The sequence below is a fragment of the Janthinobacterium sp. GW456P genome, assembly GCF_002127655.1.
Taxonomy (GTDB): domain Bacteria; phylum Pseudomonadota; class Gammaproteobacteria; order Burkholderiales; family Burkholderiaceae_D; genus Janthinobacterium.
Genome location: NZ_NEHB01000003.1, coordinates 96,322 through 113,395 on the forward strand (window position 1 = coordinate 96,322; position 17,074 = coordinate 113,395).

The following is a 17,074-nucleotide window of genomic DNA, read 5'->3' on the forward strand; positions in this document are numbered from 1 at the left end:
AAATGGCGTTCATGGTGACCCTTTATTATTACGCGCAAGCTTACGCATTCGTCACCGCGGCGAACATTGGGAATTTCTTTCGAGCAACTAGGTAATTTTCCCTAGTGTTTTACACCGGAATATCGTGTAGGGGCGCCTGCAAGCTGGCCAGGATGCGCTCGCGCAGCCAGCGGTGCGCCGGGTCCAGATGCATGCGTTCGTGCCAGACCATGGCCATTTCGTAATCGGGCAGGGTCACGGGCGGCTCCCACGTGCGCAGCGCGCCCAGCGCATTCTTCAGCAGGCGCGACGGCAGCAGGGCCACCATGTCGGACTCTGTCAGCAAGGGTGGCACGATCAGGAAATGCGGCACGGACAGCACCACCTTGCGCGTGCACCCCAGATTTTCCAGTGCCGTATCGACGTTGCTGCGGAAACCGCCGCCGTTGGGCGAGACGACGATGAATTCCAGCGCGCAGAACTGGTCGAGATCGGGCGGCGATTGCAGCAGCGGGTGGCCGATCCGTCCCGCCAGCACATAGTGTTCGGTAAACAAGGTGCGGTGGCGCAAGCCAGTCGGCGCTTCTTCCTGCGCCAGGAAACCCAGGTCGACCTGGCCCGTTTCCAGGTCGTGCGCCATGCGCGCGGGCACCGCTTCGAACACGGCCATGCGCGACAACGGCGCCTGCGCGCGGAAGGACGGCAGCATGGGCAGCAGGATCGCATATTCGGCGGCGTCGGCCGCCGCCAGGTTCCAGCGCACTTCAGCCGTGGCCGGATCGAAGGCCGCTTCGGGCTGCAAGACTTGCTCCAGCTGGGCCAGCACGGCTTGCAAGGGCGCCAGCAGGGCCAGCGCGCGCGCCGTGGGCAGCATGCCGCGCGGACCGGGCAAGAGCAGCGGATCGTCGAAGGCCGCGCGCAGCTTGCCCAGTTGTACGCTGACGGAAGGCTGGCTCAGGTGCAGCCGCGCCGCCGCCCGCGTGACGTTGCGTTCAATCAATAAGGCGTTCAGGGTCAGCAGCAGGTTCAAATCCATCTTATGCAAATTGCTCATGACTATACCTTGTATATCAACTATTCATTTCCACTATGATAGCGCAAGCCCTACAGTAGTTCCTGTGATTTCCACACTTCATCTTTTACAGGAGCTAACTGATGCAACTCCATGAATATACAAGCTTTGATGGTTTAGGGCTGGCCCAGCTGCTGCGCGATGGCCACGTTTGCGCCGCCGAATTGCACGACGCGGCCGTGCGCGCCTGCGCCGCCGTCAATCCGCAGATCAACGCCGTGGTCGAGCTGTGGCCGGCCGATGTATCGCAGGTGAACGACGCGGTGCCGTTCGCCGGCGTGCCCTTCCTGATCAAGGATATCGCCGTCACCATGGCGGGCCAGCGCAGCGAAGCGGGCAGCCGCCTGGGCGCTAGCCATGTCGCCGCGTCTGACTCTCACCTGATGACGCAGTTCCGCGCTGCGGGCCTGGCGACGTTCGGCCGCACCAGCACGCCGGAAATGGCCTTTGCCACCACCACCGAACCCGTTTTATATGGGGCCACGCGCAATCCCTGGAACGCCACTCTGAGCGCAGGCGGCTCCAGCGGCGGCGCGGCGGCGGCCGTGGCGGCCGGCATCGTGCCGCTGGCCCATGCGACGGACGCGGCCGGTTCCATCCGCGTGCCGGCCGCCTCGACGGGCCTGTTCGGCTTCAAGCCAAGCCGGGGCAGGGTGTCGAACGGCCCCGCCATGGACGAAATCTTCAGCGGCCTGGGCGTGCAACTGGGCGTGAGCCGCAGCGTGCGCGACAGCGCCGCCTTGCTCGATTGCGTGCAGGGAATCATGGCGGGCGAACCGTACGTGACGAGCGCGCACAACTTCAGCTGGCTGTCGCAGGTGGACGTGGCGCCGGGCAAGCTGCGCATCGCCGTGCAGCGGATCGCCAGCAATGGCGCCCGGCCCGTGCCTGCCGTCGATGCCGCGCTGAATGCCACGGTGCGCCTGCTGGAAAGCCTGGGCCATCATGTGGAAGAAGTGTCGCCTGCGCTGGGCGTGTCGTGGCCAGCCTTCGTGCACGCCAACGCCGGCATCTGGTGCGCCAACCTGGTGCCGTGGATAGATGCGCTGGCGCAGGAAAGCGGGCGCGCCGTGTCGCTCGATACGCTGGAGCCGGCCACCTTGGCCTGCTACCAGTACGGGCAGACGGTGTCGGCCGTCGATATTGTCGCCGCGCTCGACGTGCGCAACACGGTCACGCGCCAGGCCGGCGCCTTGTTCGGCCAGTATGACGTGTTGCTCACGCCCACCATGCCGGATGTGCCGTGGCCGCTGGGGCGCTATGGAGCGAACGAGGAAAAACTGGACGGTGTGGGCTGGACGGCGCGCCTGTTCGAGCATTCGCCATACACGCCACTGGCCAACGTGGCGGGCTTGCCGGCCATGTCCGTGCCGCTGGGCATGTCCAATGATGGCTTGCCGATCGGCATGCAGTTCATGGCCGGGTATGGAAAAGATGGAACCTTGCTGCGCCTGGCGGGGCAGCTGGAGCGGGCGGCGCCGTGGGGCCAGCGCCGTCCATCCGTGTGGGCAGGTAATTAAGAGCGACGTTTACAGGGCGGCGAGGCGGGCCGCGCCACGGCCGTCCAGGCGAAAGCGGGCTTTTTCCCACAGCCGGTCGTGGAAGGGCAGCACGATCACGTTGCAGATCGGCTCGACCACGGCCAGTAGGCCGCCGAAGGCCATGGAACCCGTGGCCCAGTACATGACGCCGAAGGCAACACCCATGTGCAGGCAGGTCTGGCTCAGCTTTTCCCCGGCCAGGGCGGCCAGGCCCAGTCGGCTGGCCGCGTGGCGGCGGCGGATCGCGTGCCAGGCTTTTTCATGCCACGGCAGCAGGGCCACGTTGATGACCGGTTCGATGATTGCGGCCAGGCCACCGAGTGCCAGCGAACCCGTCAGCAAATAGGCGAGGCCGAAGGCGATCGACATATGCGTGCACACCTGGCTGAATGTTTTGATGGCTGTGAACAAGGGACGCTCCTTTCTGTTGAATTCGCTTATCCTTGATTTAGATAGTAACGATTCTCATTTACAAAAGAAAGTAAAATATTTCAAACGAACCCATAGATTGAGGCTATGGGTTGATAAACATCAATTGCCCCTGCTGCGGACATTTCCCGCTGCAGCCAGCAGTCCTCAGCGTATCGCCGTCGCCTGCGACCACATTGCTTGCCAGTGCCCATCGCGCCATTCGTAGCTATCCATATGCCAGTAGCGGGCGCGCGGCACGGCGTGTCCGCCAAAGACGATTTCCAGTTGCGCCTGGTAACGCAGGACGGCGGCCGTGCCGTACAGGCGCACGCTGATTGCTTCCGGTTCCCAGCTCAGATAGCGCATGTGGCCTGAGGCGATGGCGCCCAGGTAGTGTTCCCGCGACAGCATGCTGCCGATGGGTGTGATCAGCTGGAAGTCATCGGCGTGCAGGGCGCGCGCCGCTTCCGTATCGGCGGCCACGAGGGCGCGCAACCGGCAGCGTTCCGTGTGGCGCAGCAGGTCCATCTGTTGTTCTTCAGTCGGTGCGGCATTGAAATCGTGCATGGCAGTCCTGTTCGGGTAGGTGGTTGACACTTTGACGGTTTTTGTCCAAAAGTCATGTTGACACTATATGGCCATAGTGTCAACATGTCCACATGACGACCGATCCCCCTAAAAGCCAGCAGATCCTCGATGCGGCGCTGGCCGTGTTTTGCCGCTACGGCTACCGCAAGACCTCCATGCTCGATATCGCGCAGGCGGCCGGCATGTCGCGCGCGGCGCTGTACTTGCACTTCAAGAACAAGGAAGACGTGTTCCGCGCCGGCTCGGAACGGGCCCATGCGAGCGTGATGGCCCGCGTGGCGGTGGCGCTGGCCGAGCCCGGCCCCGTTCTTGCGCGCATCGAAACGGCGCTGCTGGCATTCCAGCAAGGCTTGATGGCGGAAATTTCTGCCAGCGCCCACGGACAGGAGTTGTTCGACGCCAACATGACCCTGGCCGCCGGCATTACCTTGACGGCGCGAGCAACGCTGGTGGCCTCGCTGGCCGGCGCGCTGGAACAGGCCGAAGCGGCGGGCGATATCGCGCTGCGGCGGGTGGATGCGACTGCCGCGCAAGTGGCCGGCTTGCTGGTGGCCGCCATGGACGGCATCAAGCACACGCAAGGGGGAGGGGAGGCATTGCGCCAGGGGATTGCGCTGCAGATGCGCGTGCTGGGCGCGGCGCTGCTGCGCATGTGAGCGGCAAAGCCCGCATGCGCAGTCCGGGCAAGGCTGTTACGGCAGGGTCTTCAGCACGTTCTTCGTTGGCACGGAGAAGTTATAGTTGTCGTGGCGGTCCCAGTTGATCGACCACGTCATCACGCCGCGGAAGTCCGGATACGCCTGCAGCGGCTTGATGGTGCCGCAGTTGAGCAAGCGCGTCAGGCAATTCAGGGCATTGCTGACGTCGCCATTCGTCGTGAAACCGGAGCCGGCCGAGCTGCGGCCCGACGGCACGCCGAAGCCCACCTGGTCCGGGCGCAAGCCGGCGAAGGTATTGCCGCCATAATTGAAACCTTCGATCAGCATGCGCGCCGTGGCCACCAGCTGGTCAGCCGAACCGGCCTTGATGGGACCCGTGGCGTACGGCGTGTAGATATCGCCATTGTTGTAGTACTGCGGGTGCAGCACCGTCAGCTCGCTGCGCAAGGCGTTGATGATAGGAATGTAGGCGCCCCAGATGCTGCCGTAGCTCGTGTAGCCGCCTTCCACGTACACCCATTCCGGCGCCATCGACAGGTAAAAGCTGCTGCCGACCTTGGCTTTCAGGTTTTTCACGGCGATCGGCAGATACGTCTGGATGGCCGCACCTTGCGCCACGCCGTTTTCCAGGTCCAGGTCGATGCCGTCGAAACCATATTTGGTGATGATGGCGTACAGACTGTTGGTGAAGTTGGTCGCCTCGGCCGTGTTGCCGACGGAAACGGAGCCGTTTTGTCCGCCCAGCGACAGGATGACTTTCTTGCCCTTGGCCCGCTTGGCGGCCACGTCGGCGATGAATTGCGCTTCCGTGCCCGCGCCCGGATCGATGGTCAGGCTGACATTGCCGCCGCCCGCATTGTCGCCGAAGGAGACTACGATCACATCCCAGTCGTCGCTGACCTGGCTGATCGGATAGGTGGCGCCGCTGGGGTTGGTGAAGTTGTGCCAGTAGCCAATCAGCGCGTGCTTCGCCAGGCCGGTTGGAGTGGGCGTAGGCGTCGGGGTAGGTGTTGGAGTGGGCGTTGGCGTCGGGGTAGGTGTTGGCGTTGGCGTGGGTGTTGGGGTGGGTGTTGGCGTAGGCGTTGGGGTAGGAGTCGGCGTGCCGCAGTCTCCCACCGCCGTCCATGGCTGGCCGCTGCCGGCGCCGCCGCTGCTGGTCGACGGGTTATTGCCTTGCGTCCACCAATTGGCCGTGTAATTGACGTTGTTATAGCTGGCCTTGCCGCCGCCGTTATAGGCGGTGCTGCTGTCCCACGGCGTGTAGCAGGCGACCGCCTCCACCGAGCCGGCCAGCAGCTGGCTTGCGCCGCCGCTGGATCCTTCGCCGCCGCCGCAGGCGGCTAAGGTGCCGCCGAAAAGGGTAAAGATGAGGGTATTCATGGCTGTGCGCTTCACTTGCATCTCCTTGTGTGTTTTTTATCGTGGTCGGGCGGCTGGGCGCCGTCCGCCATTTCAGAGTGCAAGCATTGCAAGTGGTAGTCAACTGGTTTTGGTCATTGCGCAAGATCACAAGACCAGTTGCCGACTTGTCCCACTGGAAGCCCGATGCGGGCCATACCAGTGGCTGTTTTTTGGCGCGCTGGTATGGTGCCCGACGTGGAGGCGGGAGCAGGGCGGGGAAGGGAGCTGGACGCCAAGCAAGGTATTGCGGCGGCTACGGTGCGGTTTCCTGGCGCAAATCGGCATGCGGTACGCGCGACAGATCCAGCAGCATTTGCATCCAGGCCACGGTCTGGCGCTGCATCAGCCGGTAGTCCAGCTGGGTCACGGTGTCGATGCCATGGCTGAGCAGATAATGCGGTTGCGCGACGTATCTGACCGTGGGTATGCGCTGCGAAGCGCGTAAATACTGCAGTTCGCCAGGCCAGGCGCCGTACTTCGTGCCGGATTCTGTCGATGGCAAGACGAACGCGGGCGCCACATCGGCCTGCTTTAGCATGGCATAGGAAGCGTCCATCAGCGCCGGCGTGCGCGGGGCAAACACGGCGGCCGGCTCGAACCTGCCCGTCAGGCGCAAATAGCCGTCGCTGCCTGGCAACACTTCCAGCGCGCCCAAGTGCCCGATGGAGAGCATCGCCGCAACGCGTTGCAGCAAGCCATCGTTCTGGTGCCGGTCGAAAAACTCCCCCATGCCCACGTCGCCCGCCAGTTGGCCGCTCGTCAGCAGCAGCATGACACTGCGCGGCAGGCTGTCCTGCGGCAGGCGCGTCAGGTACTGGGCCATGTCGACGATGGCGTTCGCCCCATTGTCGTCCAGCCCGTTCGTGCCATCCGTGTGACTGGCCAGTACCATCAATTCTTCGGACTTGCCAGGAATGATGCCGACCAAGTTGTGCGTCTGCACCTGCCGCACGCTGGCCGCCATGGTCAGCCGCAAGACAGGCGCCGTGCCCGCCAGCACGCTTTCGCGCAGGCGCTGGCCAAGGCCGCGGTCGACGAACACGCCGGGCAACTGACGCACTTTGCCATCGTTGGGCGCATACAGGCCGTCCGCCGTGACGGTCGGCGTATCGAGAATGACGATCACGCCCGCCGCGCCAGCGGCCTGCAAGCCATCGAGCACGGTGATGAGCGGGCCCAGCCGCTGGAATGGGCGCGCATACGGCGTGTCCGGCTCCATGGCCTTGTGCGGATCGTGGACGTGCACGGCCGTCTGGTGAAAAGCCTGGCCCGTCCACGCCAGGGCTGGCATGTCGACAAGCACCAGCTTGCCCGCCAGGCTGGCATCAGGCCTGGCCCCTGGCGCCAGGTAGGCGACGCGCGCCGTGATGCCGGACGGCGGCGTCACGCCCGAATACGGGATGTAGCCAGCCGACTGCAGCACGCCAGGCCTGTCGCCATCCATCACTTGCAGGCACCAGTTGTCCATCTGCACCGACCATTGCCGGAAGCTGAAGGGTTCAAAGCGCAGCTGTTTGACACCGGCGCGCGCCAGGCGTTCATGCAGGGCGTCGATATACGCTTCATGCCGGGCCGAACCCGTGGCCCGCAGGCGGCGCTCGTCCAAGTCGACTTGCCAGTCCACCAGTTGCTTCTTGGGCAGAAATTGCGTGGCATCGACCTTGACGGCGGCTGACGGCGGCAAGGCGCGCGCAGGCCACGGACCAGGCTTGCTGGCACAGGCGGACAGGGCGGCCGCAGCGGCCAGCGTGCAGACCAGATGCAGCACATAGCGCGAATATCGGCCGGAAGATAGAAAACTGCCGCGCCGCCGTGTCAGTGTTAGATATTGAGACTTTACATGCATAATTTATCGCAGAACCTTGATTTCATTGTTATCTCTTATAAAAATCCATAAAAGAAGCAATGTATATCTGGCGAAAGAATTATAGGGCTGGCAATCTTACACGAGCGGCCGCCAGGCCTCATTTCATTAGGCACGGCGACGCAGCGTGCCCATGTAAAACTGTCCCGCGGCGATCACCCCAGCCTAGACCGCCAGATGCAGTGCCGTCACGAAGGTTTCCGCAAAAGGACATCGCCGCTGCGGCCAAGGTCCATCCGGCATTTGCAACAGCATTCACTTCGGGCGAGCTGCTGCAGGTCGACGCCAATAGTTATCCAGCGTTATCCGGACGCGCAGACAGCGGCGTGGCTGCACCCAGCCGGCGGCCTGGAACGGCAGGCCAAACAGGCAGGCGCGCAGCGGCAAAGGAACGCACAGCGAAACACGCGCCACCCAGGCCCAGCGGGCATGCGTGGTGCGGACAAACTGGCCAGCCCATCCAGGCACAAAATGACAGCCGCAAGCCAGGGCATGTGCATCTAAGTCCAGGCGGCACGCAGAAGGCTGAAATCGCATTTGCGATTGGGCCAAACGTAAAAACCGGGATTTGACAAATTCATTCATAACTTCGCATAATTTATATTATGTCAAATTGCTAAAAGAGTGCAGAATCAAAGTCTTACTTGCAGTTCCTCAGTACGCCGACAGCATTATGAGTACTCCCGAATTCGTCGATTAGGGCCGCATAAAGCTGGCGGCCTAATACCTGCCCATCCCGTTCGAAGACAAACCACGGCAGTTGCGCGCCCACGGAGCTAATGGCTTCGCCATTTCGTCCACATCGACCGCTTCTTCTTCAAATGTGATTGTAGTGCTACCAACGTAATGGTTATAAATCGCGGCAATCATGGCGGCGTCGGAAATAGTTGCGCTTCGGATCATCTTGTCGCAGTCGATATTTAGCGGTTGGGAAATGCGGTGCCACCTCGCATTGAGGGTAGCTCTTACTGCACCTTATCTCACTCCGATAACAACATATTCAGCACATTCTTTCTCGATGTCCACCACCCCAACATGAGAGAAGTTGGCAGTGCGCCTGGCAAACATGCCGGATCAAGTCATACCGTGCGCTGCGTGTGCATGGTGCGCACCGCCCTCGCCTTTCAGCTCAAAGCAGCCGCATATAATTTAAGGCGGCTGATCGTCTTGAAAAGAGCCGCTTGGCTAACCTCGGGCCGACGGTCAAATGGCATTGCCATGGCCTTGCCGGCTGCGCGCATCGGACAGATTCCACCCGACGGCAAAATGGCTTCAAGTTTTCTGGCCAACAACGTCGGAGTATGGGACGTCGACTCTGTTTGCGAGGCCCCTCCAAGGGTTCGCCACGCCAACCTCATTTGAGGGACTGAACGCGCTCCACTCAGCAGGAGCAGCGCCCCGATCAATCTTGCCGCCGCCAACGGCTCCAGGCATCATCGGCGGCACTGTTGCCCTGGCGCCAGTAAGCAGTATGGAAGTCGCGACGGTCAACGCAAAACAGAGTTTCACGGCCGGCCCTGTCGCAACGGTAAAATGCCAGCTTGCCGGACCGGCGTCTCGTGCGCCATGGCCGCCGCGGCATGGGCGCGCGCGTCAAGCGGCATGGATTCCTTGCGCTCGCTGTAGCGGCTGGTCAGGTAATCGGAGCGGTCGCGCACCACCAGGGTGAATTTATACAATTCTTCCATGACGTCGACCAGGCGGTCGTAGTATGGCGACGGCTTCATGCGGTCGTTGTCGTCGAACTCCTGGTAGGCCTTGGCGACGGACGACTGGTTCGGGATGGTCACCATGCGCATCCAGCGGCCCAGCACGCGCAAGCCGTTGACGGCGTTGAACGATTGCGAGCCGCCCGATACCTGCATCACCGCCAGGGTACGCCCCTGCGTGGGACGCACACTGCCCATTTCCAGCGGCAGCCAGTCGATCTGCGACTTGAACACGCCCGTCACGGCGCCATGGCGTTCCGGGCTGCACCAGACCTGGCCTTCCGACCACAGCGACAAGGCGCGCAATTCCTGTACCTTCGGATGGTCGGGGCTGACGCTGTCGACCATGGGCAGGCCGTGCGGGTCGAAAACCCGGGTCTCGGCGCCGAAATGCCGCAGCAGCCGCTCCGCCTCCAGGGTCAGCAAGCGGCTGAATGAGCGCTCGCGCAGCGAACCATACAGCAGGAGGATGCGTGGCGGATGCGTGGCCACGGCCGGTGGCGCCAGTTTATCGAGGGTCGGCGTGTCGAGGTGCGCCGCGCTAATGTTGGGCAAGTCGTTCATGGTGATTTCCTTCTTCAATTATTCCATAATAGTCGAATCATGGAATTAATGTAAGCCTGTTTTATCTCTGAACGGATTCCCGTCTCCCCGTATAAGTTGATGTACATCAATCATTTTTTGTATCGTGTGCAGCAGAATATGACCATGCGCAAGCTCTTGTTGAGCAGACCATGCTTCGCGCTTGCGCCTGCGCCACGCCCCACCAACTTCATAAGGAATCACATGCTACCCACAACCATGAAAGCCGCCGTTGTCGAGCAACTGGGCCAGCCGCTGGTGCTGCGCGACGTACCTGTGCCGGTACCCGGCCCCGGCCAGATCCTCGTCAAGACGGAAGCGTGCGGCGTCTGCCACACGGACCTGCATGCGGCACGCGGCGACTGGCCCGTCAAGCCGACGCCGCCATTCATTCCCGGCCACGAAGGCATCGGCGTGGTGGTGGAGCTGGGCGCGGGCGTGACCGAGGTGCGGCTGGGCGAGCGGGTCGGCGTGCCCTGGCTCTACTCCGCTTGCGGTCATTGCGAACATTGCCTGGCAGCCTGGGAAACCGTGTGCGCCGAGGCGCAGTTCGGCGGCTACACCAAGAACGGCGGCTTCGCCGAATACATCCTGGCCGACCCGCGCTACGTCGCGCATATTCCGGCCGGCCTGTCCGCCGTGCAGGCGGCGCCCATCATCTGCGCCGGCGTCACGAGCTACAAGGGCATCAAGGAAACGGGCGCGCGGCCGGGCCAGTGGCTGACCGTGTCCGGCATCGGCGGACTGGGCCACCTGGCCATCGAATATGCGGTCGCGATGGGCTTGCGCGTGGCGGCCGTCGACATCGATGAAGGCAAGCTGGAGCATGCTCGCGCCCTCGGTGCCGAAGTGACCGTCAATGCGCACCAGGGCGACCCCGTGGCGGCATTGCGCGAAGCGACGGGCGGCGGCGCCCATGGCGTACTGATCACGGCGCCGTCGATCGATGCCTTCCAGCAAGGCGTGGCGATGACCCGCAAGCGCGGCACCTGCGTGCTGGTGGGCTTGCCGCCGGGCGACTTCCCGACGCCGCTGTTCGACGTCGTCGCCAATTGCGTGACGATACGCGGCTCTTTCGTCGGCACCCGTCAGGACATGGCCGAGGCGCTGGCGTTTGCCGCCACGGGCAAGGTCACGGCTGGCATCGAATTGCAGCCGCTGTCGGCCATCAATGAAGTCTTCAGCCGCCTGGAACATGGCAAGGTTGCCTCGCGCGTGGTGCTCGACTTCAGCAGCCGCTGAGCGCGACGCCCGCTGCGCGGCCGGTGTGTCCTATGGTGCGACGGCAAGCAATTGCCGTTGCTATGATGTCATTTCATAAAAGACACAACAAGGACACCGCGATGAAAAAATCCCTCTGCCGCCTGCTGGCCTGCGCCGCTCTCGCCTGGCCGCTTGCGGCCAGCGCGGCCGAGCCGGCCGCCTCTTCGCTGCCCGGCCACTATTACCTGCAAGGCGTTATGGAAACGGGTTCCGAGCTGCTGCTGAAAAAGGACGGCACCTTCGAATGGATGCTCAGCTACGGCAATACCGACGAGCAAGCCAGCGGCGAGTGGCGCGTTGCCGGCGACACGGTGACCCTAGTGACGGGCAACGGCGGCAAGGAGCCGCAGTTCCGCGTGTTCGAGGAAGCGGAAATGCGCATCCAGAAGCCTGCCGAAGCGGGCCTGTGGGTGGCCATCGTCGGCTTCCCCCAAGTGGGGCCGATGGCCGGCGTGGAGGTAAAATTCGAAGCGCAAAGCGGCAAGACGGCCACGGCCGTGAGCGTGGCGAACGGCGACGCCATCGTCCGCATGCCGGCCTCGGAACGCTGGGTGCGCGCCGGCCTGCGCCGCCAGGGCTCGAAGGCCGACTATCAATGGCTGAACGTGCCGCCCGCGCGCGCTCAGGAGCGCATTGCCGCGTTCGCCGTCACCGACCGCCAGTGGCTGCGGGGCCAGGCATTCCAGAAGCTGGCCCTGCGCGTCGTCGAAGGCGGCCTGCGCGTCGACGATCCCGACAACGGCCTGGCCAGGGGCCTGTACGCGAAGGCCGCACCGGGCCAGTAAACGGCAGTTCTCTTTCTTCCATTCTCTCCCGCCGCACGGCACCGGATCGGCAAGATCGTCCTGGACAAAACCCGTGCGCCGTTGACACCCCGCACTGTCTGTCCTATAGTCGCCGGGTTAACGACAAATGAGAATGAGAATCATGTTCAGTTCTATCAAGAAATGGCTGGTCTGCTATCCGCTCGTGGCTGCCAGCCTCAGCCTGTTGTTGGCCGGTGGCGCGCAGGCGCAAGCGGCCGACCAAGGCGCCGGCGCCAAGCAGTTGTGGCAACTGATTGATTATGTTGCCGTCGATTACAGCGGCGCCGTCGAGCACGGCAAGGTGGTCAGCGAGGCGGAATACGCGGAAATGCTCGACTTTACCGACAACGCGACGACGCAGATCGCCGCCCTGCCCGCCCACGCGTCACAGGCGGCCATCGCCGCCGCCATCGCCGACCTGCGCAAAGCCGTCGTCGCCAAGGCGGACGGCGCGGAAGTCAAGCACCTGGCGCACCAGGCGAACGGCTTGCTGATCGCCGCCTATCCGATTCCGGTGGCGCCGAAAACGCTGCCCAACCTGGCGCGCGGCGCGGCCCTGTATGCGGCCCAGTGCGCGTCGTGCCACGGCGTGGCCGGCGGCGGCGACGGTCCGCTGGCGGCCAGCCTGGAACCGAAGCCGATCGCCTTCACGGATGGCGAACGGGCGCAGTCGCGCAGCCTGATGGCGCTGTACCAGGTCATTTCGCAAGGCGTGGCCGGTACCTCGATGGCCAGTTTCGGCCAGCTGTCCGAGAACGAGCGCTGGGACCTGGCTTTCTATATCGGCGGCATGTCGCACGACGCGGCGGCAAGCGCACGCGGCGAAAAGCTGTGGCAGGACGATCCGCGCAGCAAAAAACTGTACGCGGACCTGGCCGCCGTGACGACCCTGACACAGGAAGCCGTGGCCGCCAAGCTGGGCGCCGACGAGGCGCAGGCCTTGACGGCGTACTTGCGCAGCCACCCGGACAAGGCCGAAGCGCACAAGCCGGCCGGCCTGGCCCTGTCGCGTTTGCGCCTGGCCGAAAGCCTGGCCGCCATGCACGCGGGCGACCGTGCGGCCGCCACGCGCCTGGGCCTGTCGGCCTACCTCGATGGTTTCGAGCCGATCGAGCCGATGGTCGGCGCGCGCAACAAGTCCTTGCTGCTGGCCGTGGAAAACGCCATGCTCGCTTACCGTTCCGCCGTTGCCAAGGGCACGGTGGCCGAGGCCGAGGCGGCGGGCGAAAAACTGCAGCAACTGTTTACCCATGTGGAAGCGGAACTGGGCGATGCCAAGGCCGATCCGATGACGACCTTTGTCGGCGCGCTGACGATTCTGCTGCGCGAAGGCGTGGAGGCGCTGCTGATCGTGATCGGCATCATCGCCTTCCTGCGCAAGGCCAAGCGCAACGATGTGCTGCCCTATGTGCATGCGGGCTGGGCCAGCGCGCTGGTGGCGGGCGGCCTGACGTGGGTGGCGGCAACGTACCTGGTGACGATCAGCGGCGCCAGCCGGGAAGTGAGCGAAGGCCTCGGTTCCGTGTTCGCGGCGCTGGTCCTGCTCAGCGTGGGCCTGTGGATGCACCAGAAGAGCAGCGCCGGACGCTGGCAGGAATACCTGCACGAGAAACTCACGGCGGCGATGAGCCGGCGCTCGGCCTGGGGCCTGTTCGCCCTGGCCTTCATCGCCGTCTACCGCGAAGTCTTTGAAACCGTGCTGTTCTATTCCGCCCTGGCGGCGGACGGCAACGGCGGCGCCCTGCTGGGCGGCTTCGTGGTGGCCATCGTGCTGCTGGTCGTGATCGCCTGGGCCTTGCTGCGCACCAGCGCGCGCATGCCGATCGGCAAGTTCTTCTCGTGGACGTCCGCCTTCGTGGCCGTGCTGGCCGTGATTTTGATGGGCAAAGGCGTGGCCGCGCTGCAGGAAGCGGGCTGGGTAGGCGTCACCCCCGTCGACTTCATGCGCATCGACCTGCTGGGCATCCTGCCGACCCTGGAAACCCTGCTGGCGCAAGCGGCCATCCTGGCCATCATCGCCGCCGGCTATGGCTGGAACCGCGTTTCAGCAGGCAGGCGCAAGCTGGCCTGATCCTGCAATAGCCGGCATGGGCAAGCCGCCCGTGCCGGCACTTCCGCACTTCTCCCCCCCATTCACCTGTTGCGATGCCGCTCAAGAAGCGGCATCGCGCGCATCCACGTAGGCCCAGGCTTGCAGGCCCGACGCCAGGGTGACGCGCTCGCGCCGGTAGTCGGCCACCTCGTAGCCGTCCGCCTGCCGCAATTCCTCGGGCGAGACGGCCAGCACGGCGCCCGGCACGCTATCCGTCGGCTCGCCGCGCGAGGCGATCTGATGATGCGTCTTGCCGCTGGTCGCCACCACCTGCGCATCGTCGATGGCCAGCAACGCCAGGCGGTAGCCGGGTAACTGGTCGGGCCGGCTGTCGAGCAGGCGCCCGAAGGTGGCCAGTTGCACCCCGGGCTGCTGCAAGGTGCCGTAGGAAAACAGGTGTTCTGTCGTTGCCGCTGGAATCGTTGCCATCTGCCTCTCCTGGTCGCATGTCGATAGCGTCCATCGTAGCGCCTTTTGCCGGCACAGGCCCTGCACGGTTTTGAAAACTGCGATATGATGATCGTCATGCAGAATTCATCAAACCACTCAGTTGCCAAGCCCACGGCGCAAAGCCGCAAGGAAGCCACCCATGCACGCATCGTCGAGGTGGCCACGCGTGCCATCCGCCGCAGCGGCTATGCGGGCACCGGCGTGGCCGACATCATGAAGGAAGCGGGCCTGACGCACGGCGGCTTTTATGCGCACTTCGCCTCGCGCGACGCGCTGCTGGCCGAAGCGGGCGACCGCGCCGGCGCCGAAGCGGTGGCGCTGGCGGCCAAAGTGGCGGCCGCCGCCCCGCCCGGCCAGGCGCTGACTGCCATGCTGGCCGCGTATCTGTCGCCCGAACACATCGCCGCCATCGAGGTGGGCTGCCCCGTCTCGGCGCTGGGCTCGGAAATGCCGCGCCAGGCGCCCGAGGTGCGGCGCGCCGCCACCATCCATATCAAGGAAATGATCGACCTGTTCGCGCGCCAGCTGCCGAACTGGGGCCAGCCCGAAGCGCACGCGCAAGCGATGGCGACGGTGTGCGCCATGATCGGCACCACCATCCTGGCGCGCGCCGTCGACGAGCCAGCCCTGTCGGACGCGCTGTGCGCGGCCACCCTGGCGCAGTTCCAAGACACACACCAGCCGTAATGCCCATGGCCCGGGTCCGTCCCGGTTTTTTTAAACAAAAATATGACGATCATCATATTCAATACTGTCAATCACTGAAGGACTGCCATGAACAATAACAAGATTGCCCTGGTCACCGGCGCCTCGTCCGGCATCGGCGCGGCCACGGCCCAACGCCTGGCGCAGGCGGGCTACACGGTGTACGGCACCAGCCGCCGCGGCGCGCAAGCCGATGCGGTCGGCTACACGATGCTGGCGCTCGACGTCACCAGCGATGACTCGGTAGCGGCCGCCGTGGCCGAGCTGATGCGGCGCGAAGGCCGCATCGACCTGCTCGTCAATAACGCCGGCTTCGGCGTGGCACCGGCGGGCGCCGAGGAAAGCAGCATCGCGCAGGCACAAGCCATCTTCGACACGAATTTTTATGGCGTGCTGCGCATGACCCTGGCCGTGCTGCCGCACATGCGGGCCCAGGGCGGCGGGCGCATCCTCAATATCGGTTCCGTCGTGGGCTTTTTGCCCATGCCCTACGGCGCGCTGTATTCCGCCTCCAAGCACGCGATCGAGGGCTACACTGAATCGCTCGACCATGAAGTGCGCGGCTGGGGCATCCGCGCCAGCGTCATCGAACCGGCCTATACGAAAACCACGTTCGAAGCCAATCTGCTGGCGCCCGATACCCCGCTGCCGGCCTACCGGCAAGTGAGCGCGGCCGTTACAAGCCGGCTGCAAGCGCTGATGGCCGGCGCCGACGACCCTGGCGTGGTGGCCGATACCGTCCTGGCGGCGGCCCAGGCAAGCCGGCCGAAATTGCGCTATACGGCCGGGCCGCTGGCGGCGCGCTTGCGCCTGATGCGCCGCTTCCTGCCCGCGTCGCTGATGGACGCCGGCTTGCGCAAGGACCTGCGCCTGGCCTGAGCGCCAGCATTTTTTCCAGCATTCAGAGAGAACATCATGCAAGCATTGCAACTCCAACGATACGGCGGCCTCGATCACGTGGCGTTTGCCGACCTGCCCCGCCCGACGCCCGGCCCCGGCGAACTGCTGGTGCGGGTGTACGCCGTCGGACTCAATCCCATCGACTACCTGATTCCCAAGGGCGACTTCAAGCCGATATTAAAACTGCGCTTGCCCGCCACCCTGGGCAGCGACCTGGCCGGCATCGTCGTGGAAGTGGGCAGCGGCGTTACGCGCTTCAAGGCGGGCGACGCAGTGTATGCGAGTATTTTCGACACGCCACACGGCAGCCTGGCCGAATTCGCTGTCGTGCCGGCACAGGCGGCCGCGCTGAAACCGGCGAACCTTGATTTCGTGCAGGCGGCCTCGATCCCCATGGTGGGCCTGACGGCGTGGCAAGCCATGCACGAGCGCATGCAACTGAAGCCGGGCCAGAAAGTGTTCATCCCGGCCGGTTCCGGCGGCATCGGCACATTCGCCATCCAGCTGGCCAGGCACTTAGGCGCCCGCGTGGGCACCACCACCAGCACGGCGAACGTGGCGCTGGTGCGCAGCCTGGGCGCAGATGAGGTCATCGACTACAAACAGCAGCCGTTCGAGGACGTGCTGCGCGATTACGACGCCGTGTTGGGCACGGTGCGCGGCGACGGGCTGGAAAAGGCCATGCGGATCGTCAAGCCTGGCAGCCACGTCATCTCACTGATCGGCCCGCCGGACACCGCTTTCGCCCGCGCGCGCGGCATGAACGTGGTATTGAAACTGGTGTTCGGTTTGCTCAGCCGCAAGATCATCGGCCTGGCGCGGCGGCGCGGCGCCAGCTATGCCTTCCACTTCGTGCGCCCCGACGGCAGCCAGCTGGCGCAGATCGCCGCCCTGCTTGAGGCGGGCAGCATCCGCCCCGTGATCGACCAAGTGTTTCCTTTTCTTGAGGCAAAACAGGCGCTGGCCTACCTGGCGCAGGGACGCGCGCGCGGCAAGGTGGTGGTGCAGCTGCCCTTGCCTTGAACGGGCTGCGCCGCAACGGCTTCGGGCGC

Annotated in this window: 16 protein-coding genes; 8 read left to right on the top strand and 8 right to left on the bottom strand. The window is 64.3% G+C overall.

Annotation, left to right across the window (positions count from 1 at the left end; translation table 11 throughout):
• Positions 1–109: 109 nt before the first annotated feature.
• Complete coding sequence (locus tag CBW66_RS04475) at positions 110–1,033, bottom strand: LysR family transcriptional regulator (RefSeq protein ID WP_086136786.1); 924 nt, start codon at positions 1,031–1,033, stop codon at positions 110–112.
• A gap of 101 nt (positions 1,034–1,134) precedes the next feature.
• Between CBW66_RS04475 and CBW66_RS04480 the strand changes: the two genes are divergently transcribed.
• Positions 1,135–2,571: an amidase gene (locus tag CBW66_RS04480; protein WP_086136787.1), complete on the top strand. Its 1,437-nt coding sequence runs from the start codon at positions 1,135–1,137 to the stop codon at positions 2,569–2,571.
• Between the two features lie 9 nt (positions 2,572–2,580).
• On the opposite strand, the gene CBW66_RS04485 is transcribed toward CBW66_RS04480, so the two are convergent.
• Positions 2,581–3,003, bottom strand: a complete 423-nt coding sequence (locus tag CBW66_RS04485) for a DUF2061 domain-containing protein (RefSeq protein ID WP_086136788.1) — start codon at positions 3,001–3,003, stop codon at positions 2,581–2,583.
• 165 nt (positions 3,004–3,168) lie between these two features.
• Complete coding sequence (locus CBW66_RS04490) at positions 3,169–3,570, bottom strand: nuclear transport factor 2 family protein (RefSeq protein ID WP_086136789.1); 402 nt, start codon at positions 3,568–3,570, stop codon at positions 3,169–3,171.
• 92 nt (positions 3,571–3,662) lie between these two features.
• Here CBW66_RS04490 and CBW66_RS04495 point away from each other — a divergent pair, with 92 nt between their 5' ends.
• Positions 3,663–4,247 (top strand): TetR family transcriptional regulator, encoded by a 585-nt coding sequence (locus CBW66_RS04495; protein ID WP_086136790.1) that lies wholly within the window; start codon positions 3,663–3,665, stop codon positions 4,245–4,247.
• 36 nt (positions 4,248–4,283) lie between these two features.
• Here the strand turns inward: CBW66_RS04495 and CBW66_RS04500 are convergent, their stop codons facing one another.
• The 4 genes from CBW66_RS04500 to arsH all read right to left on the bottom strand — a co-directional run bounded on the left by CBW66_RS04500 (position 4,284) and on the right by arsH (position 9,788).
• Positions 4,284–5,630 (bottom strand): chitinase, encoded by a 1,347-nt coding sequence (locus CBW66_RS04500; RefSeq protein WP_230492139.1) that lies wholly within the window; start codon positions 5,628–5,630, stop codon positions 4,284–4,286.
• 274 nt (positions 5,631–5,904) lie between these two features.
• Positions 5,905–7,419: a M28 family metallopeptidase gene (locus tag CBW66_RS04505; RefSeq protein ID WP_086136791.1), complete on the bottom strand. Its 1,515-nt coding sequence runs from the start codon at positions 7,417–7,419 to the stop codon at positions 5,905–5,907.
• A gap of 351 nt (positions 7,420–7,770) precedes the next feature.
• A complete protein-coding gene (locus tag CBW66_RS29225; protein ID WP_139841558.1) occupies positions 7,771–8,100 on the bottom strand; it encodes a hypothetical protein in 330 nt (109 codons plus the stop codon).
• A 920-nt stretch (positions 8,101–9,020) separates the two neighbouring features.
• Positions 9,021–9,788 (bottom strand): arsenical resistance protein ArsH, encoded by a 768-nt coding sequence (gene arsH, locus CBW66_RS04515; protein ID WP_086136973.1) that lies wholly within the window; start codon positions 9,786–9,788, stop codon positions 9,021–9,023.
• Between the two features lie 222 nt (positions 9,789–10,010).
• On the opposite strand from arsH, the gene CBW66_RS04520 reads away from it, so the two are divergent.
• The 3 genes from CBW66_RS04520 (at position 10,011) to CBW66_RS04530 (ending at position 13,946) form a co-directional block, all read left to right on the top strand.
• A complete protein-coding gene (locus CBW66_RS04520) occupies positions 10,011–11,048 on the top strand; it encodes a zinc-dependent alcohol dehydrogenase (protein WP_230492138.1) in 1,038 nt (345 codons plus the stop codon).
• Between the two features lie 101 nt (positions 11,049–11,149).
• Positions 11,150–11,854 carry a hypothetical protein gene (locus tag CBW66_RS04525; RefSeq protein WP_086136793.1) on the top strand — a complete coding sequence of 235 codons (705 nt, stop codon included), beginning with the start codon at positions 11,150–11,152 and terminating at the stop codon, positions 11,852–11,854.
• A gap of 142 nt (positions 11,855–11,996) precedes the next feature.
• Positions 11,997–13,946 carry a cytochrome c/FTR1 family iron permease gene (locus CBW66_RS04530; protein ID WP_086136794.1) on the top strand — a complete coding sequence of 650 codons (1,950 nt, stop codon included), beginning with the start codon at positions 11,997–11,999 and terminating at the stop codon, positions 13,944–13,946.
• 81 nt (positions 13,947–14,027) lie between these two features.
• On the opposite strand, the gene CBW66_RS04535 is transcribed toward CBW66_RS04530, so the two are convergent.
• Complete coding sequence (locus CBW66_RS04535; RefSeq protein WP_086136795.1) at positions 14,028–14,396, bottom strand: gamma-glutamylcyclotransferase family protein; 369 nt, start codon at positions 14,394–14,396, stop codon at positions 14,028–14,030.
• A gap of 84 nt (positions 14,397–14,480) precedes the next feature.
• On the opposite strand from CBW66_RS04535, the gene CBW66_RS04540 reads away from it, so the two are divergent.
• The 3 genes from CBW66_RS04540 (at position 14,481) to CBW66_RS04550 (ending at position 17,045) form a co-directional block, all read left to right on the top strand.
• A complete protein-coding gene (locus tag CBW66_RS04540; RefSeq protein WP_086136796.1) occupies positions 14,481–15,104 on the top strand; it encodes a TetR/AcrR family transcriptional regulator in 624 nt (207 codons plus the stop codon).
• Positions 15,105–15,191: 87 nt separating this feature from the next.
• Positions 15,192–16,001, top strand: a complete 810-nt coding sequence (locus CBW66_RS04545) for an oxidoreductase (RefSeq protein ID WP_086136797.1) — start codon at positions 15,192–15,194, stop codon at positions 15,999–16,001.
• A 36-nt stretch (positions 16,002–16,037) separates the two neighbouring features.
• Positions 16,038–17,045, top strand: coding sequence for an NADP-dependent oxidoreductase (locus CBW66_RS04550; protein WP_086136798.1), 1,008 nt, complete (start codon positions 16,038–16,040; stop codon positions 17,043–17,045).
• Positions 17,046–17,074: the final 29 nt, after the last annotated feature.

What these genes read in the sequence shown, in the direction of transcription:
- CBW66_RS04475 (WP_086136786.1), bottom strand. Translation starts at nt 1,033, where the DNA reads ATGAGCAATTTGCATAAGATGGATTTGAACCTGCTGCTGACCCTGAAC.
- CBW66_RS04480 (WP_086136787.1), top strand. Translation starts at nt 1,135, where the DNA reads ATGCAACTCCATGAATATACAAGCTTTGATGGTTTAGGGCTGGCCCAG.
- CBW66_RS04490 (WP_086136789.1), bottom strand. Translation starts at nt 3,570, where the DNA reads ATGCACGATTTCAATGCCGCACCGACTGAAGAACAACAGATGGACCTG.
- CBW66_RS04495 (WP_086136790.1), top strand. Translation starts at nt 3,663, where the DNA reads ATGACGACCGATCCCCCTAAAAGCCAGCAGATCCTCGATGCGGCGCTG.
- CBW66_RS04500 (WP_230492139.1), bottom strand. Translation starts at nt 5,630, where the DNA reads ATGAATACCCTCATCTTTACCCTTTTCGGCGGCACCTTAGCCGCCTGC.
- CBW66_RS29225 (WP_139841558.1), bottom strand. Translation starts at nt 8,100, where the DNA reads ATGAATGAATTTGTCAAATCCCGGTTTTTACGTTTGGCCCAATCGCAA.
- arsH (WP_086136973.1), bottom strand. Translation starts at nt 9,788, where the DNA reads ATGAACGACTTGCCCAACATTAGCGCGGCGCACCTCGACACGCCGACC.
- CBW66_RS04520 (WP_230492138.1), top strand. Translation starts at nt 10,011, where the DNA reads ATGCTACCCACAACCATGAAAGCCGCCGTTGTCGAGCAACTGGGCCAG.
- CBW66_RS04525 (WP_086136793.1), top strand. Translation starts at nt 11,150, where the DNA reads ATGAAAAAATCCCTCTGCCGCCTGCTGGCCTGCGCCGCTCTCGCCTGG.
- CBW66_RS04530 (WP_086136794.1), top strand. Translation starts at nt 11,997, where the DNA reads ATGTTCAGTTCTATCAAGAAATGGCTGGTCTGCTATCCGCTCGTGGCT.
- CBW66_RS04535 (WP_086136795.1), bottom strand. Translation starts at nt 14,396, where the DNA reads ATGGCAACGATTCCAGCGGCAACGACAGAACACCTGTTTTCCTACGGC.
- CBW66_RS04540 (WP_086136796.1), top strand. Translation starts at nt 14,481, where the DNA reads ATGATGATCGTCATGCAGAATTCATCAAACCACTCAGTTGCCAAGCCC.
- CBW66_RS04545 (WP_086136797.1), top strand. Translation starts at nt 15,192, where the DNA reads ATGAACAATAACAAGATTGCCCTGGTCACCGGCGCCTCGTCCGGCATC.
- CBW66_RS04550 (WP_086136798.1), top strand. Translation starts at nt 16,038, where the DNA reads ATGCAAGCATTGCAACTCCAACGATACGGCGGCCTCGATCACGTGGCG.